The sequence below is a fragment of the Desulfitobacterium sp. LBE genome (assembly GCF_007830365.1).
In the GTDB taxonomy this organism is placed as follows: Bacteria; Bacillota; Desulfitobacteriia; order Desulfitobacteriales; family Desulfitobacteriaceae; genus Desulfitobacterium; species Desulfitobacterium hafniense.
Genome location: NZ_VLKD01000001.1, coordinates 4,026,804 through 4,049,354 on the forward strand (window position 1 = coordinate 4,026,804; position 22,551 = coordinate 4,049,354).

A 22,551-nucleotide genomic window follows, 5' to 3' on the forward strand; every position below is an offset into this window, starting at 1 on the left:
TTAAAATGTGTGCTTACTTTTTAAGATGATAGGGCACCGTTGTCACAACCACATTTCTTCTATGGAGCAAAGCCGTGCGGATCAATAAGCTGGATTGATTGTGAAGAATATGATGCCAGCCCTTTTTAGGGATGAATTCCGGGATGAGAACAGTAATCTGATAATTGGCTTCCGCCGTCCGCTGTTCAACGGAATCGATAAACTTGGTCAGTGGCTGAATAATGCTCCTGCGCAGGGAATAGAGAGTGACCAGGCGAACGCCGGTCTGCCAGTTTTCCCATTTCTCTTCCAGTTTGGTTTGGTCCTCTTTATTAAACGAGACATGGACGGCGATAATCTGCTGTGGGGATAAAGATTGAGCATAGTTGAGGGAGTTCTCCACAACCCGGGTGATCCCGGCAATGGGGATGATGATAATATTTCCCTGAACCGGCAGCGCCTTTTCCCAGGCCGAAACGCGCAGCTCTTCCGCTATTGCATCATAATGCCTGCGGATTTTTCTGAACATAGAAATCATCAGGGGAATGAAGATGATAATGGGCCAAATCTGCGAAAATTTTGTTAAAAAGAAAATCAAAGTCACACTGAAACAGATGAGAGCGCCTGTGGCATTAATCAGCAGCTTGGGCAGCCAACCTTTCGGCCTTTCTCTAAACCATTTCACGATCATGCCGGTCTGGGACAAAGTAAAGGGAATGAAGACACCGACTGCGTAAAGCGGGATGAGCTGCTCGGTGCGTCCTTTAAAGGCAATGATCAGAAGAATGGATAAGAAACCGAGGCTTATGATGCCGTTGGAATAACCCAGGCGGTCGCCGCGCATGGTGAATATTCTGGGGATAAACTTATCTTTGGCAAGATTAACCGCCAAAAGAGGAAAGGCCGAGTAACCGGTGTTGGCGGCCAGAATCAGGATGAGAGCGGTTGTTCCTTGAATAAAATAATAGAGGTAATTGCGCCCGAAGACATCTTCAGCGATCTGAGAGACCACAGTGACCTCTTCACTGGGAGCAATTCCATAGAAATACCCTAAGAGCACAATGCCGGAAAAGAGGATTCCCAGCAACCCCCCCATGGCCATCAGGGTTTTGGCGGCATTGCTCGGGGCGGGTTCCTTAAAATTCGGTATGGCATTGGAGATGGCCTCCACTCCGGTTAAGGCCGAACTTCCTGAGGCGAAGGCTTTCATCAACAAAAAAAGGCTTAATCCTGCGACAGGTGTACCGATAGGTGCAGATAATTCAGGTGAGACCTGGCCCGTCAAAATCTTGTATCCCCCTGCTCCGATCAAGATCAATAAGGCCACGACAAATAAATAGACCGGATAAGCCAATAGAGAAGCAGATTCTGTTACCCCTCTTAAATTAAGAATGGTAAGGAGAACAACAAAGAGAATGGCGATAGTCACATGATGGGCGTGCAGGGCAGGAAAGGCGGAAGTCAGGGCGTCCGTGCCTGCGGAGACACTGACAGCCACTGTTAAAATATAGTCGACCAATAAAGAGCCGCCGGCTATTAATCCCGGAGTGACCCCCAAATTATTTTTAGAAACCATATAAGCTCCGCCGCCGTGAGGATAGGCGAAAATAATTTGCCGGTAAGATAGGATCAAAGCCACTAAAAGGATTAAAACCCCCACGGCAAGAGGAAGAGAATACCAAAAGGCAGCTGCGCCCACTGCAGCCAGAACAATCAGGATTTGCTCCGGACCATAAGCCACTGAAGATAAAGCATCTGAGGACAGAATGGCCAAAGCTTTCTTTTTGTTAAGCTTTTGCTCTCCCAGCTCTGTTGATTTTAAAGGACGTCCGATTAAGAAACGCTTGAGGGAAGAGATCATTGTTTATGCCAGCTCCTTTTATAGTTAAAGCAACAACTTCGCCTCTATTTATAGCACCGATCAGATAAAGAGAGGATTAAGGTTTTTAGCCGGCCCATAAAGATTCCATAAAGATTTCAGAAAGATTTTGCGGAAGATCTTATAAGAAAACGGCTGAAATCCCAATTATTCCTTTAACTAAAGAATAATTATAGATTTCAGCCGTTCAAGGCGGGTTATAAATGTTGCAGAGCACTAGTCTTCCATCATGCGATAGCCGACGCCGACTTCGGTGACAATATAGCGGGGCTCTCCCGGGTTCTGCTCGATCTTTCTGCGGATATTGGCCATATTGACCCGCAGTGCCTGGATTTCATTGGTATAAGGGCCCCATACTTCTTTCATGATAAAATCATGGGTGAGGACCTTGCCCATATTTCTGGCCAGCAGAACCATGATCTTATATTCAATGGGGGTAAAATGGATCTCCTGGCCATCAAGTAGAATACGCCTTTTCTGATAATCGATCTCAAGATGTCCCACTGTTACTTTTTCCTGCTCCCCGGGGTTCATCATTAAATTCTTCTGACTATGCCGGATGGCAGTTCTGATTCTGGCCAGCAGCTCCAAAGTTCCAAAAGGTTTGGTGATATAGTCGTCCGCCCCCAGATCAAGAGCTTCCACCTTTTCCTGTTCATTGCCCCGTGCTGAGACCACCACAATGGGTATCCCCGTCCATTGCCGCAGTGATTTCAAAACCTCGGTGCCATCCAGATCAGGCAAACCCAGATCGAGCAAAATCAAATCCGGACCATAGGAGGAAGTCAGGGAAAGGGCATCCTTGCCTTTCGCCGCCCTGATGACCTTATAATCATTGGCGGTTAAGGTGGCCGCAATAAAGTTGCTGATTTTCTCATCATCCTCAACAATTAATAGTAAAGGTTTATTGTTCAAGGTCAGTCCCCTCCAAAGGCAGTGTAAACTGGAATGTAGCGCCGCCCGCTTTTTTATTGGCAGCTTCCATTTTACCATGATGGGCTTTGACTATGGACATGCAGATGGATAAGCCGATGCCCATTCCTCTTGCTGAGTCGGCGCTGCGCTTACCGTTGGGAACATAGCTCTCAAAAAGATAAGGGAAACTCTGCTCCGGGATGCCGGTTCCATAGTCGATAACTTCAAACAGGGCCTCTTCCCCGAGCTTTTTTACATTGACCTCAATGGCGGCGTTTTCCGGGGAATGCTTAATGGCGTTTTCGATCAGATTGATCAGAACCTGCTCAATTAAGGTGCCATCCATGGGGACCAGCAGCAGCTCCGCCGGTACGTCAACCTTGATCCTTTGCTGAGGAAACCGCTTTCTGATGCGGCTGACAGCTGCCGCGACAATCTCCTCAGCAGCCTCGGCTGTCTTGGCCACATTCATCGTTCCCTCTCTGATGCGCGTCACGGACAGCAGGTTCTCCACCATTCTGATCAGCCACTGTGAATCCTCTTTAATATTGGCCAGCAATTGCTGCTGAGTTGGTTCATCCAGAGTTTGACGATTTTCCAGAAGGGCGGAGCTTGCTCCCAGAATAGCGGTCAGAGGGGTGCGGAGGTCGTGAGAAATAGCCCGCAGCAGGTTGCTTCTCATTTTTTCTTTTTCCGATTCCACAAACAGCCTTCTTTGTTCATCCGATAAATGCTGCCTTTCCAGAGCCAGCGCTACCTGGGAGGTGATCACCTGGAGCAGGGAACGGCCGGCTGTATTAAGCTCCCCTTGAGCGCAGGATAAGCCGATTACCCCAAGCACCTTACCCTGGGCAATAACCGGTACATAAAACCCCTGGGAATCCATGGGGGTGTCTGAGCCTAATCCTGCCTGGGCCTTATGTAAGAAGGCCCATTGGGCCACGGCCCGCTCATCCTCGGCCAGCATAAAGGAAGCATCGGCTTCAGCCGGGGATTGTCTCAGAACACCTTGGGAAGTTCCCGGATCCTGGGCGTAAAAAATTGCGGATCGCTCAAAAAGCTTGATCATATAGTGATTGATTAAATGGATGATCTTATCCAGTCCCCTGGTGACAAGAAGCTGCTTGCTTATTTCATATAAAAGCTCTGTGCGGTGCTCTCTTTCCAGGGCAAGCTGGGCCTGAGACCCGGCGCGGATGGTCAAGGCGCTGGTGAGGGATGCCACAAGCAGCATAATCAGCAGGGTAACCGGATAATCGGCCTGTATAACATGAAAAGTATAGTAAGGAGTGGTGAAAAAGAAATTGAATAGAAGAACGCTTAAAGCAGACCCCACACTGCCGTAAATATAGCCATTGGTTGTTCTTGAAATAATGAAGACAGACAAGATATAGACCATAATGACATTCTGCTCACCGATGGCCAAAGCGCGCAGCCCCATGGAAAACAAGGTTGCCGCGGTGAGCAAGCCTATGGTTTTAAACGTATCCGTCCAGCTGCTTTTCATAAATTCACCACCTTAAATTGACTATACTATACTCTTATTTTCCCATCTAAGCAAGGTGACGCAATATGGGTGAAGCGGCAGGAGCTCAGCCGGCTTTTTCTGGGCTCTGCAACGAATTTTGCCCAAGAGAAGGAGTTATAAGTCATTTGTTGAATTGTTGAGTTGAAAGGTAAATTATAGCTAAAAAGGTAAGATGAAGGTGAATTGCGCTGTAAATCGGCCTATAAAATGCTGATTCAGGCATGAACCCCATGGAAAAGGATGTGAACCGATGAAAATAACCCCAAAAGATGTGGAAAGGTTGGCCTTCGTGAGCCGCCTGGAACTGACCGACGAGGAAAAGACCGCCTATACCAGGTCCCTTCAGGAAAGCTTAAGCTATCTGGACCTGTTAAAACAAGCTGACACAACTGCCGTAGAAGCGGCGGAGCGGGTGCTGCCCATGATCAACCTGTTTCGGGAAGACAAAGCCCAGCCCGGTCTGGCTAGGGAACTGGTTTTCGCCAATGCACCTGAGGAAGAGGATGGGGCTTTTAAAGTACCCCGTATACTATAGACAGGAGGTTTTTCATGCAACTTCATACATTAACCGTTCATCAGCTCAGCCAACTCCTGGCGGACAAGGAGGTCAGCAGCCTTGAATTGACTCAGGCTTATTTGGAACGGATCCGGCAAAAAGACCATGAGCTTCAAGCCTTTGTGACGGTTACCGGGGAGGAAGCTTTAGCCCAGGCCAGGCTTGTTGATGAGCAGCGGCTGGGGGGAGAAGAGCTCTCTGCTCTGGCCGGTATTCCCATGGCCGTTCAAGACAATATTTGTACGGCGGGGGTGAAGACAACCTGCGCATCCCGGATGCTTAGCCATTATATCCCTCCTGCCGATGCCACTGTCATGGGCAGATTAAAAAAAGCAGGCTCTGTATTGATCGGAAAAGCCAATCTGGATGAGTTTGGCATGGGCTCTTCCACCGGGCATTCCGCATGTCATGACACCAGGAATCCCTTTGATCTCAGGGCAGTACCCGGAGGTTCCGGCGGGGGAGCGGCTGCCGCCGTGGCTGCGGGGGAAGCGGCTTTTGCCCTGGGTTCGGACACCGGAGGGGATATCCGCCAGCCGGCGGCTTTTTGCGGAGTTATAGGGCTTAAGCCTACTTACGGCTATGTTCCGAGAACCGGTCTGATCTCCTACGCCTCTTCTTTAGACCAGATCGGACCCTTTGCCCGGGATCTTAAGGATTTGGCCCTGATCTTAAAGACGATTTGCGGTCATGATGCCGGGGATTCCACATCGGCTTTGCTGGAGGTGCCCGATTTCAGAGAGAGCCTCAGCAACGATAGCAACGATATTAAGGGCCTGAAAATAGGGTTGCCGAAAGAATATTTTGCAGCAGGAGTATCCCCCGGAGTGGCCGCCAGGCTCCAGGAAGCGATCACGAAACTGGAGGAATTGGGTGCCCGCTGTGTTGAGGTAACGCTACCCCATACGGAAGTCGCCGCCGCAGCCCATTATGCCCTTGCCTGCGCCGAAGCCAGCTCCAACTTAGCCCGTTATGATGGAGTGCGCTATGGTTTGCGGGTGGAAGGGGAAGATGTGCAGAACATGTTTATGAAGACCCGCGGCCAGGGGTTTGGCTCCGCAGTGAAACGAAGCATCATGCTGGGTACCCATGTGCTCAGTTCGGCTCACTATGATGACTATTATACCCAGGCCCTTAAGGTCCGGACCCTCAACAGCCAGGACTTTGCTCAGGCCTTTGAACAAGTGGATTGCCTCTTGACTCCGGCCACCCTGACCACGGCTCCACAAAAGAGCGACCTGGCAGGGGAGCCCTTGACCCTGGTCCATTCCCATCGTTGCACCCTGCCGGCGAATCTGGCCGGTCTGCCGGCCCTGTCCCTGCCCTATGGACTAAGCGAGGGGATGCCCGTAGGCCTGCAGCTGATAGGCCGCCATTTTGATGAGCAAACATTGCTGAGGGTTGCCTATACCTTGGAGCAGAATAGGGATCAAACCCGTCCGCAACCTAATCCAGCCGATCGAAAATGATTAATAGGGGGTCAAAATGAGTACATATGAAGCAGTGATTGGGTTAGAGGTTCATGTCGAGTTAAAAACCCAGTCCAAATTGTTTTGCGGTTGTGCTACTGAATTCGGGCAGGAGCCCAATACCCAAGTGTGTACGGTTTGCCTGGGACTGCCCGGCAGCACAGGGGTTTTAAATAAGAAAGTCGTTGAGCTGGCTGTGAAGGCCGGACTCGCTTTAAATTGCCAAATCGGCCTCACGACCTGGTTTGACAGGAAAAACTACTATTATCCCGACCTGCCTAAAGGCTATCAGATTTCCCAGGTATTCCGGCCCATCGCCGCTGAGGGGTATCTGGATATCGAAGTGGATGGCCGGCCTAAACGCATTCACATTACCAGGGCTCATCTGGAAGAAGATCCGGGCAAGCTGGTGCACTCAGGCGGCTCCATAACCACCTCTCATTCCTCCTGTGTGGACTATAACCGCTCCGGCATCCCCCTTATTGAGATCGTATCCGAACCGGAAATTCGTTCCGGGGCAGAGGCTAAAGCCTATCTTGAGAAGCTTAAGGCCATCCTGGAATACACCGGTGTTTCCGATGTGAAGATGGAGCAGGGTTCTCTGCGCTGTGATGCCAATGTATCCATACGTCCGGCCGGGACCACCGCCCTGGGCACCAAAACAGAGATTAAAAATATGAATTCCTTCCGGGCTGTGCAGCGGGCTATCGAGTATGAAGTGGCAAGGCAGATGGCTGTTCTGGAAGACGGGGATGCCGTGATTCAGGAAACACGGGGATGGGATGAGAACAAGGGAATCACCTTAGCCATGCGCAATAAGGAGAACCCGGACTACAGATGTTTCATCGATCCTGAACTCCCCCATATCGGGCTGACCCCGGAGTGGATCGAGGAGGTCAGAGCCACCCTTCCCGAATTGCCCGATGCCCGCCGGAAGCGGCTTATGGAAGAGTATGGGCTGCCGGCCTATGACGCGGGAATCATCACCAGTTCCCTGGCATTGGCCGAGTTCTTTGCTGCGACCCTGGAGAAATTTCCCGACGCTAAATTAATCAGCAACTGGATGATGGGGGAGCTCCTGCGGCTCTTGAATGCTCAGGCTATGGAACTGAGTGAGGCTAAGGTTACTCCTGACGGGTTGGCCAAGCTGCTTGAGCTGATCAAGAAGGGGACCATCAGCAATAAAATCGGCAAAGAGGTTTTCGAGCTGATGTTTAACGAGGGTAAAGAACCAGAGGAAATCGTCAAAGAGAAGGGTTTGGTTCAGATTTCCGACGCCGGACAGTTAACCCAGATCCTTACGGAAGTCATCGCCAGGAATCCCAAATCGGTGGAGGATTTCCAGGCCGGCAAGGAACAGGCCATCGGCTTTTTAGTCGGCCAGGTCATGAAAGCCACCAAAGGGCAGGCTAATCCAGGTGTGGTCAATACCATGCTCAGGGAAATTCTCACGAAGGGTTGAACGAGACTTCTTTCGTATCATTGCAGGTCAATTGAAAAAGCAATTTCCACTTTGTAGACGTTATTTCCACCGTTATAAGCGTCAGGAGCAAAACTCTGGTAAAAAGCAGTTTTCTTCTGCCGTTTTTACGGTGGATTTTTTATAATCAGACCGTTACCCTACTTGCGGTCTTAAAATATCTAGCTCCGTTCAATTGAGACTATCTAAGAAAATTGCAAAAGTGGAAGAATTTCCGGTACAGGTAGGAGGATATTGTGATATAATAAAGTAATTTTAGGTAGAGCGCTCGCTCACAAAGGAGGGAAAAGATTAAGGCTGTTGCCAGGCAGAATTGAGACCTGTCTTATTACGAGGTTTTATTCGTCGATCATGTGCAATAAGTCACTTGAGAGGAGTGATTATTAGGCATCGTTAACCAGTGACCATAAAAAAATATAAGGGGCGATAAATAGATGACTAAGACTACGATTTCTGCCATTATCGATCGATTAGGAGTCACGAAATACACGTGGACAATCTGGATATTGGTGGGTCTCGCATTGGTGTTTGATGGTTATGACTATATCATTGTTGCTTATACAATGCCGCAGATGGCTCAGGAATGGGGTTTAACCAAGGTTCAGACAGGAAGCCTTGCTTCCTGGAGTATGCTTGGTGTGGTGATAGGGGGAGTAATCGCCGGGATGTGTTCTGATCGTTTTGGGAGAAAGAAGACCCTTGCTTTCTTTGTAGCTTTTTACTCCTTGCTGACCTTCCCCATTTATTTTGCGCCAAGTTTTGCAGTCTTTGCCATGCTCAGAATAATAAGCGGGATTGGCATTGGTGCCTGTATACCGGTCGCAATAACACTGGCATCCGAGAATTTCCCAACGAAAAACAGGGGCTTTTTTACAGCCGCCACCTTGTGTTTTTATGGCTGGGGATGGGTGCTTGGTGGGATTGTGGCCCTTAACGTGGTTCCTGTATATGGGTGGAGAGTGTGTTTTCTGATCGGAGGGTTGCCTGCTCTTTACGCCATATTTATTTTATATAAACTGCCTGAATCTATGGCATGGCTTATAGGCAAAGGGCGTGAAGCAGAAGCCATAGAAATAATTAAACGCATGGAGAAAGTAGCTACAGGTAAGTCTGGTGAGTGGCTTCCTGGCAGTATAGTCTTACCGGCTCCCGCTAAAAAAGTGGGCGTAAGTGCTCTTTTTTCATCAGGTTATGTCAAAGCAACGATAGGTGTTTGGCTTCTTTACTTCATGAGCATGTTTATTATTTATGGGGTCACAAGTTGGATGCCAACCCTTCTTGTTGAAAGAGGATATGGTTTGGTTCTAGGGTATTCTTTCTCTATTTTGCAAAACCTCGTCGGTTCGATTGGTGGGTTCGCAACTGGCTTTGTGGCAGATATTATTGGACGCAGAAAAAATGTTATTATTAGTTTTCTGTTTACGGCTGCAGCGATTCTTCTGTTAGGGTCTGTTACAGGCAAATGGCCGGTACTTATCATTGCCGTGTTAGTTGGTGTTTGCATGCAATATGCCAATGGGGGAGCGCTGCCTCTCATGACTGAAATATATCCAACCGAATTCAGAAATACTGGTGTCTCCTGGGCTCAGTCATTTGGACGGATCGCAGGATTTCTCAGCCCGTTAGTCGTAGGTTATGTTCAACAGGTCGGCCTTGATTTTAGCAATACCATGAAGATGTTTGCCTTTCCGGCGATCATTTGTGTATTGGTTTCAGTGTTTTTAATTGTTGAAACAAAGGGAAGAACCGTCGATAGCGTTGTTGGTATTAAGGCCTAATTTATGGGGAGCAATTCCGGTGGCTAAGTGCAGGCAGTAAGGTAACCGGCCTGTAATGTGATATTGGGCAGCCAGTGCGGCAGACCAAATTCCCAAACGTTTGGGAATTTGGTCTGTGCCCATATATAAACTCTTCTTCGACATTATATGTAGAAAGTCAAGCCAATGGACCACGTATGTTCAGCCAAAATCTTTAGTAAATATATATTTAAATGATCTTGACGCTAAAAAAAAGATATGATAGGCTTAAAACATGAACGTAAGTTCTTTTTTTCTCATTCTCATATAGAGCGAGCGTTCAATCAATTAATAGTATGGGAGGCTTTTAAAATGGGAGTTGGCACTTACGAAGCTTATCGGGAAAGACTACTTAAAATGAAACCCAATGTCTACTTAAATGGTCAGAAGGTTGATCGGTCGGGTAGCTGGATTGATGGCGGTTGCTATGTTATGAAGCAGAACTACGATCTTGCCAATGATCCGGAGTATGCAGATGTCTGTACAGCTACTTCTCATCTTACCGGAGAAAAGATCAATCGGTTCACCCATATTCATCAGTCCAGAGAAGACTTGCTCAATAAACAAATGATGACCAGACTCCTTTGCCATCATGTGGGCGGCTGCACCCAACGTTGTATGGGTTCAGACGCATTGAACGCTCTCGCTGTTGTTACTTATGATTGTGATGAGGCTTGCGGAACTAAGTACCAGGAGCGTTTTAACAAGTATCTTTTGTACTGCCAGGAAAATGATCTTATCTGTAATTGTGCTCAGACTGACGTCAAAGGTTCACGCAATCCTAAGTATAAGAGAGCGCATATGCAGCCTGACCCAGATCAGTTTGTCCATGTCATCAAGACTGATGTGGACGGCATTGGAGTCGACGGCAAACCCTGTAAAGGGATCATCGTTCGTGGTGCCAAAATATGCAACTCTAATGCTCCTTACGTTGATGAGATCATTGTTAACCCAACTAAGTTTATGGGCAAGGGCGATGAGGGCTATGCTCTGGCCTTTGCCTTACCAGCTGACTGGGACGGCATTAAGCTTATGGCGCTTCCCGGCCAGCATCATAAGAGAAAACATCTTGAGGCGCCCTTTAATAAGGTCGGTGATGTCGAATCGCTGACAATTTTTGATGATGTGTTTGTTCCTGAAGATCGGGTATTCATGAATGGCTTTGATCATCCCGATGTCGTTCAGTATGCGGGGTATTTGGCACTCATGTTCGCTCATTTCCACAGGCATTCTTATACCGGATGTAAGACAGCGGTATCGGAAGTTATCGGAGCTCAAGCAGCCCTGGTTGCAGATGTGAATGATATCGCCAAAGAACATCACGTACGGGAGAAAGTCTGTGAAATCATCAGTACGGCTGAACTGGTCTTTGCAGCCGGTCAAGCATCTGCTTTGCGTGCCGTGAAGTTTCCTAACGGCTCTTGGGTACCGGATGAAATTCTCACCAATGCAGGGCGGAAGTTGGCTGGGCAGAAAATATACCACGAGTATGAAACCTTAGCGGACTTGACGGGAGGAATCTGTGCTTCTCTTCCCACTGAGGAATCCTTCTTCGCTCCGGAGACAGCCGAGCTTTGCAACAAGTACATCATGCGTAATCCTGACTACACCGCAGAAGAAACCCATCGTGTCATGCGGATGATGGAGGATAAGCTTTGTGATGCCTTTGAATCCGCCCAAGCTGTTGCCGGGGTCCATGGTGGTGGCTCTCCGCTTATGGAGACCATTACGATGATGAGCCGTTATGATCTGGAGCCGTTAAAAGATATTGCCAAATACCTTGCTGGTTTTGAAGGTGTGAAGTGCCCTCGTTACGAGCGTCCAACGGTAACTCCGCGGGCTATGCTGGATAAATTTAAGAAGACCCAGGTCAATACCTCGAAATAAAGACTGTGACACAGTTGGAAATATTATCGTAAGGAGGAAGCGAAGCCTCCGCTGTAAAGTTGTATTTTGAGATTTATCTGTGCCAGTGACTTAACAAGCGGGGGCTTCGTGATGTTTAAAACGAAAATGCTTTATCAACAAGGGGGAAGTAGAATGAATATCGTAGTGTGTCTCAAGCAGACCTTTGATACCGAAGCTTTAATTGTTCTTAAAGATGGTAAAATCGACCCCACAGGAGTGACACTCGTTATCAACCCTGATGATGAGTATGCAGTGGAAGAAGGAATCCGCCTCAAAGAGAAACATGGTGGGGAAGTTGTTATTGTCGCTATAGGGAATAACCGTACCTCTGAAGCCATTCGTACTGCATTAGCCATGGGTGCCGACCGGGCGGCGTTGATCGATGATCCTGCTCTTGCGGAAGCAGATGATCAAAGTAATATTGAAGCTTTGGCCCAATATATTTCCACCCTCAACTACGATATTATCCTGACAGGTATAGCCAATGTGGATACCGGCTCCGTACAACTGGCCCAACGTCTCGCCGAAAGGCTGAACCTCCCTTGCGCCAATATGGTCACTAAGTTGGATATTGAGGGAACGAAAGCAACAACCCTCCGGGAAATTGATGGAGGTAAAGAGATACTTGAATTGCCACTCCCGGCAGTCATTGCGGCCCAACAAGGTCTCAATGAACCTCGATACCCCTCTGTACCCGGAATTATGAAAGCGAAAAAGAAAGAACTTAAGACATTTAAACTGCCTGACTTAGGGATAGATGCTTCAAGTGTGGGAACCCAAATTCAAATCGAAAAAATAACCCTGCCTGCTGCACGCCGAGCCGGATACATGATTCAGGGGGAACCTGCAGAAGCAGTCGGTGAATTAGCGAGAATACTCTCCGCAGAGAAGAAAGTACTGTAAGAGGAGGAGTTAAGAAATGGCAAAAGGGATTTGGGTTTATATAGAACAAAGCAATATGAAGATACGTAAAGCTTCCCTGGAAATTATGAGCAAAGCCAGAGAAGTTGCGGATCAAGCCGGAGAAGAAGTAGTTGCCGTACTGATCGGACAGGGAGTAGAAGCCCTGGCGAATACAGTTATACCCTATGGGGCCAATAAGGTAATCGTTGTCGATGATGCCCAATTGGTCAATTACACGACAGGTTCCTATACTTCCGTCTTGAATAAGCTGATTCGGGATCATGAGCCCAAAGCACTTTTATTAGGACATTCAGCCTTAGGACGAGATTTAGCACCCCGCCTCGCTCAACGTCTCGGAGTAGGAATGGTAGAAGATTGTACTGCAATGGAATATGATCCGACAGCATTACTTACATTTAATCACTCCATCTATACGGGTAGAGCTTTTGCCCAGGTTAAAGTCATCACAACCCCAATTATTGCGACGATTCGTCCCAATTCCTTCGCAGTCAGTGAGCCGGATGCCACCCGCCAGGCAGAGGTGATCAAGGAAAGTGCTCAAATCGATGCTGATGATTTACGAGCTATCGTTAAGGATATTGTTATTGCCTCATCCAAGCGTCCCGATTTAGTCGAAGCCAATGTGATCGTAGCCGGGGGCCGTGGAGCGAAAAATGTTGAAGGATTTACTCTTTTGGAAGAGCTGGCTGACGTTGTGGGTGGAGCGGTAGGAGCATCCCGGGCTGCCGTTGACGCGGGTTGGATCGACATTAAGTATCAAATCGGGCAAACTGGGAATACCGTAGCCCCCACACTCTATATTGCCTGTGGAATTTCCGGAGCGATTCAACACCTGGCTGGCATGAATTCTTCCCAAGTGATCGTAGCTATCAACAAAGATCCGGAGGCGAATATATTCAAGGCAGCAGACTACGGAATTGTCGGAGATATGTTCCAGGTTGTGCCTTTGTTGAATGAGGAATTTAAAAAAATTGTCAATCGCTAACACCATGTTAATCAATTAAACAGCGAAGGATGAACAGCTTCGCTGTTTAAGTTAACGATAAAAATAACGAAATACCTGTAATGGCTTATAAAGAATAGGAGGTTTTCCCCATGCGATTAACATGGCTGATTGTGTTTCTGGTGTTAGCGTGTGCAGCTGGTTACGGCTTTACTATAGCCTTCCGTAAAAAATTGAACATATTATTGTTAGGCGCGAAAGACGAACCCTTTGCTCAACCCGGTGTACGCTGGAAGAATTTCGTGAGCAAAATCTTGTTGCAGAGCAAAATGATCAAAGAACCTTATGGCGTCGTACACTTCTTCATTTTCTGGGGATTCATCTTTATTTGTTTAGGAGAAATTCCCTTCATCTTGGAAGGATTATTCCCCCAATATCCCATACCCTTTTTAGGTACTAATCCATATTTTTTCCTTGTGAAAGATGTTTTGGCCGCATTAGTGTTTGTCGGTTTAATGGTTGGACTGATCCGAAGATGGATTGTTCGTCCCCAGCGGTTATACCGTACTATGGAAGCCTTTTTAGTGGTATTGTTCATTATGCTGGTCATTCTTACAGAATGGATATCTACAGGTGCTAAATATGCTTTGGAACCGCATAGTGTCGCTTATGCACTTGATCCGGTGTATAGGTCAGTGGCAGCCTTGCTCAGTGGAGTGAGTGAATCCGCCCTGGTAGGGATAAGGGATGGGGTTTGGTGGTTTCATACGGCGATTTTACTGATCTTCTTAGTCTATATACCGAATTCCAAGCACTTACATCTCATTGCCGCCCCCTTTAATGCCTACTTTGGTTCCCTAAAACCCCTTGGCGGGCAGATAAAAAAACTGGATCTCGAAGATGAAACGGTCGAAGAATTTGGAGTTTCGCGCATTGAAGGCTATACCTGGAATCAGTTATTGGATTGTTTTGCTTGTGGTGAGTGCGGACGCTGCATGGATAATTGTCCGGCAAACCTTTCCGGCAAGCCCTTGAATCCCAAAGAATTACTGAGCCGCACCTTAAAGCACCACCTCTTGGCGAAAGGGGAAGTCATGCAGAAATATGGCTTAAAGTCCACCGGAGAGGAGTCGGCAGAAGCCATCGCCGAAATCGCGGCAACCAATCCCGAGGATGCAGCCATCCTTCGACAGAGTTTAATCAATGATGTCGTCACCGAGGATGTTTTATGGTCTTGTACCACCTGCATGTCCTGCCAGGTGCAATGTCCTGTTTCCAATGAGCATGTGAATAAAATCATCGACTTACGCCGCTATCTTGTTACCATGGAAGGTAATTTTTCACCGGAGCTGCAAGCCACTTTCCGAAACATTGAAAACAACTCCAATCCCTGGGGTGTCGGCTGGAATAAACGGGATGAATGGGCAGCGGAACTCAATATAAAGCGGATGGGCGAAGCAGAGAATGCCGAGTATCTCTTCTTCGTAGGGTGTGCAGGCTCCTTTGATAACCGGGCCCGCCAAGTCTCGGCCGCCGTAGCCAGGATATTCCAAGCAGCCAGGGTTAATTTTGTCATCTTGGGATCGGAAGAAAAGTGTTGCGGTGAGTTTGCCCGTCGTGCCGGGAATGAATATCTCTATCAATCTTTAGTGGCTGAGAATGTCGAGTTATTGAACGGCTACAATGTCAAGAAAATCATTACAACCTGCCCGCACTGTCTTAACACCTTGAGAAACGAATATCCGGAATTCGGTGGACATTACGAAGTAATTCATCATACCCAGTTCATTAACGAGCTGATCAGCAGCGGTAAGTTAAAACTCAAGCAGGATCCGGTAAGCGAACCTCAAAAAATCGTCTATCACGATTCCTGTTATCTGGGGCGTTACCAGCAAGAGTACACGGCACCACGGGAATTATTCAGTAAAGTGCCCGGAGTGCAATTGATGGAAATGGACCGTCACCATGACAAGAGTTTTTGTTGCGGTGCCGGTGGTGGTCGGATGTGGATGGAAGAGCATCTTGGCGAGAGGATAAATGATATGCGGGTCGAGCAAGCACTTGCAAAAAAGCCCCAAGCGATTGGAGCCAACTGTCCTTACTGCATTACGATGCTGGAGGATGGAATAAAAGAAACACAGGATTCTGAACAACTTGTTCAGGTTGTGGATCCCGCCGAGCTTATTGTTAAGTTGATTTAACACCAATACCTTGACAAAGATTAGGATATCTTGTATTTTGAACGTTAAAGGTATATTATGGAGGCACTTGTACTAAAGTATCAATTTTAATCCTTAGAAAGGAGGGAATAGTTACGGATAATAAAGTATTCAATCCCCTTGTGAAGAATCATGCAATTTCTTCGGCAAAGGATGAAGGGCTAATTGAGAGTAAGCATATGCAAATTGTCGAAAGCGCATGCAAGCTCTTTTTTACCCAAGGATTTCATCCAACCTCAATCCGTGAGATTGCCGAGGCTTGCAATATGTCTATGGGGCAACTTTATCATTATATCTCTTCCAAAGATGATGTGTTATATCTTGTTCATAAGCACTTTCATAAGATTTCCGATGAATTTATTCGGAAGCAAAATCTTGATAAGTGTGTTTCCCCAACCGAAAAGCTCATTGTTTTTGTTAAGGCAAATTTACGCTTTGTTTATCAAAACCGTAAACTCATCCAATTTATTTCCACTGAGACAAAATATCTCCAAAAAGAGTATCTAAAAGAAGTTCTAAAGATGGAGAAGGATTCCACGATTCGCAAATATCATGAACTCTTAATTGAAGTGAATAAAGAACGGCCGCTTAAGGCCGATCTGGAAGTTTTGGCCAGTATGCTAGCTTATACAGTAGCTTTCGAGGCATTAAAAGGTTGGACCGTGAGTGAAAAATCCATTGAGGAGATCAATAACGTCGTCCTGGATTTTGTTCTTAGAGGGGTAGGCCTATCAGACCTGGTTGCAAAATCATAATGGGAGCTTCTATCTCCTCTCCCCAAAAGGTGGCTTAAGGAAGGGGGAACAGACATGCCGCTCAATTTATTCTCACCGGGGAGAATCGGCCAGGTAGAATTGAAAAATCGTATAGTGATGGCTCCTATGGCCTTGGGTTACTGCGATAAAGGTTTCGTCACCGACAGAATGGTTGAGTTTTTTCGGTTGCGGGCACGGGGTGGAGTAGGGTTGATTTGCTTAGGAGCCGTTCAGATTGATCCAACTCGTAAAACGGATTATGACATGGTCAATATGTATGATGATACCTGTCTTCCCGGTTTACGGAGTTTAACCGATGCAGTTCATGAGGAAGGAAGTAAGATTTTTGCTCAGTTATTGCATCAAGGCCGTTACGCGCGGTCCCGGGAATATAACGGAATGGAGGCTGTGGCGCCATCAGCAGTGGCTTCAAGATACACAGGGGAGACCCCTCGGGAACTTACCCTGTCAGAGATCAAAGCTTTGACAACTTACTATGCTGCAGGGGCTAAACGGGCACTTCAAGCCGGATTCGACGGTGTGGAGCTCTGCACCAATTCGGGCTACCTGATTGGTCAATTTCTGTCTCCACTTACCAACCAACGAACAGATTGCTACAATGGAGACCTCTATGCCAGAATGACCTTCCTCCTGGAAATCATCACTGCAGTTCGGGAGGCCGTAGGAAAGAATTTTCCTATTACAGTTCGGCTTGGCGGCAATGATTTTATGGAAGGAGGAAATACGAATTCTGAAGCTCGTGGGATTGCTATGGAACTGGAAAAGGTTGGCGTGGATGCACTAAGCATTACAGGTGGCTGGCACGAGGCACAGGTTCCTCAGATTACCATGGAAGTGCCTCACGGCGGATACGGCTATTTGGGACGGGGAATTAAGGAGTCTGTATCTATTCCTGTCATTATGAGTAACCGGATGAACATTGCAGTGGGTGAGAAGATTCTCGTTGAGGGCGGTGCAGATTTTATTGCCATGGCCCGTCCCCTGATTGCCGACCCGGAGCTGCCCAGGAAAGCACAACAAGGAAGAAGCGACGAGATTCGCCCTTGTGTGGCCTGCAATCAGGGGTGCTTAGATCGTATAATGGTACATACAGATGTTGAATGTTTAGGTAACGCAGAAGCGGGGAAGGAATCCAAGCTTTCACAGGGCAAATGTCTGCCGACGCAGGTGAAAACAGCTCATCCCGAAAAAATACTGGTTATTGGTGCAGGAGCAGCTGGTTTGGAATATGCCCGGGTTGCCTCGGCCCGCGGCCATAGTGTTACGATTTGGGAGCAAAACAGGCAACCGGGTGGTCAAATCCTTATGGCTTCGGCAATTCCTGGGAGGCACGATTTTGTTGAATTAGCAAACTATCTGATCTGTGCCTGTGAAAAACAGGGCGTCCTTATTAATTACCAGGTAACAGCTGCCAAAGAGGATATTATAAAGAAGGTTGAAGAAGGGGATTTTACACGGGTTGTTGTCGCTACAGGAGCCGGCCCCATTGCTCCTAAGATTCCGGCTGAGAAGGAAGCAAAGGTGGTTCAGGCTTGGGAGGTATTAAAAAGCCAGGCAGAAGTGGGCTCAAATGTCATAATCGTGGGTGCAGGCGCGGTAGGTGTGGAGACAGCCCTGACCTTGGCGGAGATCGGAACCCTGGATTCTGCGACTCTGCGGCATCTTATCCTTTATAGAGCGGAGACTCCGGATGAATTATATCGTCTGCTCACCCATGGGTGCAAAAAAATTACATTAGTGGAAATGAGCAACTCCATCGGCAAGGATATTGGACCGAGCACACGCTGGTCAGTTTTGGCGCGCCTTAAACAGCATAATGTTAAAATAATGAAAGGGGCGAAAGCAATCTCCATTGCTAAAGAAGGAGTCAACTTAGAAATAGACGGGGGAGAGGTCTTTGTTCCGGCGGATACTGTTGTGCTTGCTGTAGGAGCGTATCCAGCGAACAGTCTGTATCATGAATTAAAAGGGGCTATCGGCAATCTTGCCTTGATCGGTGATGCGTCCAAACCGGGAAAGATCAGCGATGCTGTTAGAGAAGCTTATCTGCAGGCCATAAGTTTTTGAAGCGGAGGGAACATTCCGATTCAAAAATTATTCAATTCGTATTGACGCTGAAATTGATTTGTGATAGTCTGAATTTGAACAACAAGTTCTTTTTTTCTCATTAATTATAGAGCGAGCGTTCTATTTAGAAAAAATTAAAAGGAGATGTTAAAATGGCTAAAGAAATAGGAAAACCCAGCTTTGATTTGACCGGTAAAGTTGCTATTGTTACAGGAGGGACAAAAGGAATCGGTTATGCTGTCGCTGCTACTTTTGCTATGTATGGATGTGACTTAACTATTACCAGCCGTACCCCTGCTGACTGTGAAAGAATAGCAAAAGATATTGAGACCCTTTACGGGGTAAAATGCCTGGGGATTTCTGCAGATTCTTCAAATAAAGAAGATATTGAGCGGGTCGTTGCCAAAACTGTTGAGACTTTCGGGAAAATTGATATCCTTATTAATAATGCTGGTATCAGCGGAAAGACAGCCGCTCTGTTAGACCAGACCGAAGATGATTTTATGAATGTTATCAACACCAACCTCAAAGGCGTGTTTCAATTTGCTCAGGCTGTAGCTGCTCAGATCGCTAAACAAGGAAAAGGGGGAAGAATTGTTAACATTGCTTCAGTAGGGGGCCTTATCGGCGGAAAGAGTGTTGCTCCCTATGGTGCTTCCAAGGCGGGAGTTTTGAGCCTGACGAAGACTATGGCCAATGAGTGGGCGCGTTATGGTATCACAGTCAATGCAGTTTGTCCCGGGTATGTTATTACTGAGTTGAATCAAGATATTTTTGCTGATCCGGAGATTAAAGCCAAGATGGAAAAGAGAACTCCTGTGCGCAGACTAGGCAGTGTGGAAGAGGTAGCTGGCCCTGTGCTGGCCATGGTTTCAGACAGCTTCAGCTATATGACCGGTACATATATCCTTCTGGATGGCGGACAAACCATCGGTGGCTGATTCAGGTGAACTGCATGGAAGTCTGATAAGCTAAAAATTAAAAAGATAAAAGTAGATGACGGTTAGAATAGATTCTCTGCCATGAACAGATGTACGCTTCTGTTCATGGCAGAGAGAAGCAAATTTGATCATAAAATCGAAATAGTGAATGCTCCGATATTAAGAGATAAAATACGACTGAATATGTGAAAATATACTCATTTTTGATTATACTTCTTTCAGGGTAAGCCTCGTTATTTCACGCGGATAACATCCAAATTTAAGGAGGCAAATATTCAATGAGGCCTAAAATGCCAACCATGTCACTGGAGGCACAGTCTCACCTAAAAGGAAGACGTTTAGAATTTGAGAGTATAGCCCAAATGCTCACTGTACGATCGAACGAAATACCGGAAGCAACCCATGTATATTATTATGATCAGATATTAACCTATAAAAATACCAATGACCGGGCGAATCAGGTTGCCAATTTTCTCAAAGAAGCAGGTGTGCGTAAGGGGGATATTGTGGGAGTCATGATCCAGAATTCCCCTGAAATTTACTACACCATGTGGGGCGCCCAAAAGTTGGGAGCGATAGCTTTAACCATAAACTTTTGCTTAAAGGGCCCGGAAATTTCTTATGTTCTGAATGATGCCAAGCCCAAAGTTGTCTTTGTGGGCAGTGATTTCATAGATGAATTTACAAAGGGACTAAGGAACGCTGATACAAAGCCCTATGTGGTTGAGGTAATAACCCGGGCCAATCATAATTCGCTGGAAATCAGAACGAGTTTAACAGATATTCTCGCCAAATATCCTCCTGACGAATGCCTGGTGAAGCAAAGCCTTGATGATCCTTTTTTATTATTATACTCATCCGGTACAACCGGAAAGCCTAAAGGAGTCTTATTATCCAACAGAGCCCAACTGTCGCAATGCCGAAACTTCAACCAAATGGGCTACATCAAAGGCAATGATGTGATGTTGCTGATGCTGCCTATGTTTCATACGAATCCCTTGTGTGTCTTTACCTACCCGCTGAGTTTCGCCGGTCAGGCCCTTTGCATTCGCAAAAAGTTTTCCCCCAACGATTTTTGGCCTACGGTTATGCGCTATGGAATCACGGTAATTATGGGTGTGCCCACAATGTTTGACTACATTTTAAATAAGATTGATCCCTCCCATATGGATTTATCCAAAGTAAAAATCCGCTATGCCTTTACCGGGGGAGCTCCACTTTCTTTAGCTACGCGTCGTGGGTTTAAGGAAAAGTACAATATTGATTTCCTTGTGGGTTATGGACTGACTGAAGGATGTGGGGGCAATAGTACGGAGCCGGCTTTAGGGCGTTACAAAGAAGGATCCTGTGGCATGGTTCATGCTGAAGAAGTCATCGAAATTATGGATTCAGAGGGCAGGATTTTGCCCAATAATGTTGACGGGGAAGTGTGCATTAAAGGCGATTGCATTATGTTAGGGTATTTAAATCAACCTGAACAAACTGCGGAAGTCTTGAGAGATGGATTTCTACATACAGGCGACATTGGTCATTTTGACGATGAAGGCTATTTATATATTACAGATCGCAAAGGGGACATGATCGTACGCGGTGGAGAGAACATCTATCCCCGTCAGATTGAAATTGTGCTTGAAGAGCATCCCCTGGTAGCTGAGGTAGCCGTGATCGGTGTACCTGATCAATGCTTGGGACAGCGGGTTAAAGCTTATATTGTACCCCGGCAGAAGGGGTTGTTTACGGAGGAAATCCGGCAATGGCTGCTTGAACGCATGGCAAACTATAAGGTGCCGGAGTTCTATGAGTTTGTGGATCAACTCCCCCGGACTCCCAGCGGAAAGGTGCAAAAGTTCGAACTTAGGAAAGAGGCATGATGGTCATAAGGTACTTGACACCAAATTGGGACACTGTTTTTCAGATTATAAGATCTATGTCCCATGCACTCTAAAAAAGACTAAAATAGCGAAGTTTTTCACATGGCATAAGAATTGCATTGATATTATGTGTTGTTGATCAGGAAAGGAGGAGTGATAAGGTTAGGAGGAAAAAGGAGGTGAAGTGCCCAAATAAAAATCAGATAATCACAGGTAACCCCATTGATTCAGCTTCTTAATTTAAGGAGGAATTTCCTATGAAGATGGCAGTAATGGGAGCGGGCTCTCTTGGTACAATTCTTGGTGCTTTGTTAACAAAGAATGGTTATAAAATTGATCTAATTGATGTTAATGCAGCCCATGTGAAGGCCCTCAATGAGAAAGGCGCCAAAATTATCGGTCTTTTGGATTTGGTTCAACCCGTGAAGGCTTTGACTCCGGATGAAATGACAGAGCCCTATGATCTTATATTTTATTTAACAAAGAGCACCCAGGATGAGAGTGCTTTACCCTATGTTGCAAAGTATCTGAAACCCGATGGAATCGTCATCACAGGGCAAAATGGCATGCCTGAAGAAACATTAAATGAAGTCATTGGCAAAGAGAGAGTCCTTGGCCAGATCACAGGATGGGGAGCTACCTGGATTGAACCCGGGGTTTCTAAGCTTACTTCCGAGCCGGATCACATGACCTATGAGATCGGGGAACAGGATGGACAAATCACGGAGAGATTGAGGCAAGTCGCAGAAATTCTATCAAAAGCAGGTAAACCCAGAATGCTTACCAATCTGATTGGTACACGATGGAGCAAATGGACTTCGAATTGCTGCTTTAGCGGTATGTCGGCAGTTGTGGCGGGAACCTTTGGGGACGTCTTGGATAATCCTCACGCCATCCGCTGCTCGGCGCATATTCTCAATGAATCCATGGCTATAGCCAAAGCCGCCGGTGTAACACCGGAGCCTTTCCAAGGGGATGACTATGCTGCACTGGCTTTTACAACGGAAAAAGAATTGGAAGCGAATATACCTGGATTAAAGGCCTGTGTAGAATCACATCGCAATATTCGGACAGGAATGCTCTATGATATTGAAGCTGGGCGGTACCCTGAAATAGATACAACCTATAACGGAGTACAATGTAAATTGGGCGCAAAATATGGCGTGCCAACACCGGTTAATCAGCAAGTTGTAGATATCGTCCATCAAATGGCCGAAGGAAAGTTAAAGATCGATCCAGCCAATGTCAACCTCATTAAGCTGCCTGTATTGCCTAAGGAGTAAGGTATCGTCAGCAAAAC

General features: G+C 46.8%; 16 protein-coding genes. 13 read left to right on the forward strand and 3 right to left on the reverse strand.

Features of this window, described 5'->3' with window-relative positions; all coding sequences use genetic code 11:
- Positions 1 to 13: 13 nt before the first annotated feature.
- The 3 genes from DESLBE_RS19035 to DESLBE_RS19045 all read right to left on the reverse strand — a co-directional run bounded on the left by DESLBE_RS19035 (position 14) and on the right by DESLBE_RS19045 (position 4,280).
- The gene (locus DESLBE_RS19035) at positions 14 to 1,840 is read right to left on the reverse strand and encodes an APC family permease (protein WP_144677912.1); all 1,827 of its coding nucleotides are present in this window, start codon (positions 1,838 to 1,840) and stop codon (positions 14 to 16) included.
- Positions 1,841 to 2,074: 234 nt separating this feature from the next.
- A complete protein-coding gene (locus tag DESLBE_RS19040) occupies positions 2,075 to 2,773 on the reverse strand; it encodes a response regulator transcription factor (RefSeq protein ID WP_005815941.1) in 699 nt (232 codons plus the stop codon).
- Complete coding sequence (locus DESLBE_RS19045) at positions 2,763 to 4,280, reverse strand: DUF4118 domain-containing protein (RefSeq protein WP_144677913.1); 1,518 nt, start codon at positions 4,278 to 4,280, stop codon at positions 2,763 to 2,765. The genes DESLBE_RS19040 and DESLBE_RS19045 overlap by 11 nt, the downstream gene beginning before the upstream one ends.
- Before the next feature lie 271 nt (positions 4,281 to 4,551).
- Between DESLBE_RS19045 and gatC the strand changes: the two genes are divergently transcribed.
- The 13 genes from gatC to DESLBE_RS19110 all read left to right on the forward strand — a co-directional run bounded on the left by gatC (position 4,552) and on the right by DESLBE_RS19110 (position 22,534).
- Positions 4,552 to 4,836, forward strand: coding sequence for an Asp-tRNA(Asn)/Glu-tRNA(Gln) amidotransferase subunit GatC (gatC, locus tag DESLBE_RS19050; RefSeq protein WP_005815936.1), 285 nt, complete (start codon positions 4,552 to 4,554; stop codon positions 4,834 to 4,836).
- A 14-nt stretch (positions 4,837 to 4,850) separates the two neighbouring features.
- Entirely contained in the window at positions 4,851 to 6,326 is a 1,476-nt protein-coding gene (gene gatA, locus DESLBE_RS19055; RefSeq protein WP_144677914.1) for an Asp-tRNA(Asn)/Glu-tRNA(Gln) amidotransferase subunit GatA, read from the forward strand.
- 16 nt (positions 6,327 to 6,342) lie between these two features.
- Positions 6,343 to 7,788, forward strand: a complete 1,446-nt coding sequence (gene gatB, locus DESLBE_RS19060; protein WP_144677915.1) for an Asp-tRNA(Asn)/Glu-tRNA(Gln) amidotransferase subunit GatB — start codon at positions 6,343 to 6,345, stop codon at positions 7,786 to 7,788.
- A gap of 452 nt (positions 7,789 to 8,240) precedes the next feature.
- Positions 8,241 to 9,584 (forward strand): MFS transporter, encoded by a 1,344-nt coding sequence (locus DESLBE_RS19065; RefSeq protein WP_144677916.1) that lies wholly within the window; start codon positions 8,241 to 8,243, stop codon positions 9,582 to 9,584.
- A gap of 330 nt (positions 9,585 to 9,914) precedes the next feature.
- The gene (locus DESLBE_RS19070) at positions 9,915 to 11,489 is read left to right on the forward strand and encodes a 4-hydroxyphenylacetate 3-hydroxylase N-terminal domain-containing protein (RefSeq protein ID WP_011462074.1); all 1,575 of its coding nucleotides are present in this window, start codon (positions 9,915 to 9,917) and stop codon (positions 11,487 to 11,489) included.
- A 153-nt stretch (positions 11,490 to 11,642) separates the two neighbouring features.
- Complete coding sequence (locus DESLBE_RS19075; protein WP_144677917.1) at positions 11,643 to 12,413, forward strand: electron transfer flavoprotein subunit beta/FixA family protein; 771 nt, start codon at positions 11,643 to 11,645, stop codon at positions 12,411 to 12,413.
- Between the two features lie 16 nt (positions 12,414 to 12,429).
- The gene (locus DESLBE_RS19080) at positions 12,430 to 13,419 is read left to right on the forward strand and encodes an electron transfer flavoprotein subunit alpha/FixB family protein (RefSeq protein WP_058490459.1); all 990 of its coding nucleotides are present in this window, start codon (positions 12,430 to 12,432) and stop codon (positions 13,417 to 13,419) included.
- A 110-nt stretch (positions 13,420 to 13,529) separates the two neighbouring features.
- On the forward strand, positions 13,530 to 15,578 hold the full coding sequence (locus tag DESLBE_RS19085; RefSeq protein ID WP_144677918.1) for a (Fe-S)-binding protein: 2,049 nt from the start codon (positions 13,530 to 13,532) through the stop codon (positions 15,576 to 15,578).
- 197 nt (positions 15,579 to 15,775) lie between these two features.
- Positions 15,776 to 16,351 carry a TetR/AcrR family transcriptional regulator gene (locus DESLBE_RS19090; RefSeq protein ID WP_243131352.1) on the forward strand — a complete coding sequence of 192 codons (576 nt, stop codon included), beginning with the start codon at positions 15,776 to 15,778 and terminating at the stop codon, positions 16,349 to 16,351.
- 54 nt (positions 16,352 to 16,405) lie between these two features.
- Positions 16,406 to 18,439: an FAD-dependent oxidoreductase gene (locus DESLBE_RS19095; protein ID WP_144677920.1), complete on the forward strand. Its 2,034-nt coding sequence runs from the start codon at positions 16,406 to 16,408 to the stop codon at positions 18,437 to 18,439.
- Positions 18,440 to 18,591: 152 nt separating this feature from the next.
- Positions 18,592 to 19,380: a glucose 1-dehydrogenase gene (locus DESLBE_RS19100; protein WP_144677921.1), complete on the forward strand. Its 789-nt coding sequence runs from the start codon at positions 18,592 to 18,594 to the stop codon at positions 19,378 to 19,380.
- Between the two features lie 278 nt (positions 19,381 to 19,658).
- Positions 19,659 to 21,251 (forward strand): class I adenylate-forming enzyme family protein, encoded by a 1,593-nt coding sequence (locus DESLBE_RS19105; RefSeq protein WP_144677922.1) that lies wholly within the window; start codon positions 19,659 to 19,661, stop codon positions 21,249 to 21,251.
- 257 nt (positions 21,252 to 21,508) lie between these two features.
- Complete coding sequence (locus tag DESLBE_RS19110; RefSeq protein ID WP_144677923.1) at positions 21,509 to 22,534, forward strand: ketopantoate reductase family protein; 1,026 nt, start codon at positions 21,509 to 21,511, stop codon at positions 22,532 to 22,534.
- Positions 22,535 to 22,551 lie beyond the last annotated feature (17 nt).

Coding starts and splice junctions, on each gene's coding strand:
- DESLBE_RS19035 (WP_144677912.1), bottom strand. CDS start 1,840: ATGATCTCTTCCCTCAAGCGTTTCTTAATCGGACGTCCTTTAAAATCA.
- DESLBE_RS19045 (WP_144677913.1), bottom strand. CDS start 4,280: ATGAAAAGCAGCTGGACGGATACGTTTAAAACCATAGGCTTGCTCACC.
- gatC (WP_005815936.1), top strand. CDS start 4,552: ATGAAAATAACCCCAAAAGATGTGGAAAGGTTGGCCTTCGTGAGCCGC.
- gatA (WP_144677914.1), top strand. CDS start 4,851: ATGCAACTTCATACATTAACCGTTCATCAGCTCAGCCAACTCCTGGCG.
- gatB (WP_144677915.1), top strand. CDS start 6,343: ATGAGTACATATGAAGCAGTGATTGGGTTAGAGGTTCATGTCGAGTTA.
- DESLBE_RS19065 (WP_144677916.1), top strand. CDS start 8,241: ATGACTAAGACTACGATTTCTGCCATTATCGATCGATTAGGAGTCACG.
- DESLBE_RS19070 (WP_011462074.1), top strand. CDS start 9,915: ATGGGAGTTGGCACTTACGAAGCTTATCGGGAAAGACTACTTAAAATG.
- DESLBE_RS19075 (WP_144677917.1), top strand. CDS start 11,643: ATGAATATCGTAGTGTGTCTCAAGCAGACCTTTGATACCGAAGCTTTA.
- DESLBE_RS19080 (WP_058490459.1), top strand. CDS start 12,430: ATGGCAAAAGGGATTTGGGTTTATATAGAACAAAGCAATATGAAGATA.
- DESLBE_RS19085 (WP_144677918.1), top strand. CDS start 13,530: ATGCGATTAACATGGCTGATTGTGTTTCTGGTGTTAGCGTGTGCAGCT.
- DESLBE_RS19090 (WP_243131352.1), top strand. CDS start 15,776: ATGCAAATTGTCGAAAGCGCATGCAAGCTCTTTTTTACCCAAGGATTT.
- DESLBE_RS19095 (WP_144677920.1), top strand. CDS start 16,406: ATGCCGCTCAATTTATTCTCACCGGGGAGAATCGGCCAGGTAGAATTG.
- DESLBE_RS19100 (WP_144677921.1), top strand. CDS start 18,592: ATGGCTAAAGAAATAGGAAAACCCAGCTTTGATTTGACCGGTAAAGTT.
- DESLBE_RS19105 (WP_144677922.1), top strand. CDS start 19,659: ATGAGGCCTAAAATGCCAACCATGTCACTGGAGGCACAGTCTCACCTA.
- DESLBE_RS19110 (WP_144677923.1), top strand. CDS start 21,509: ATGAAGATGGCAGTAATGGGAGCGGGCTCTCTTGGTACAATTCTTGGT.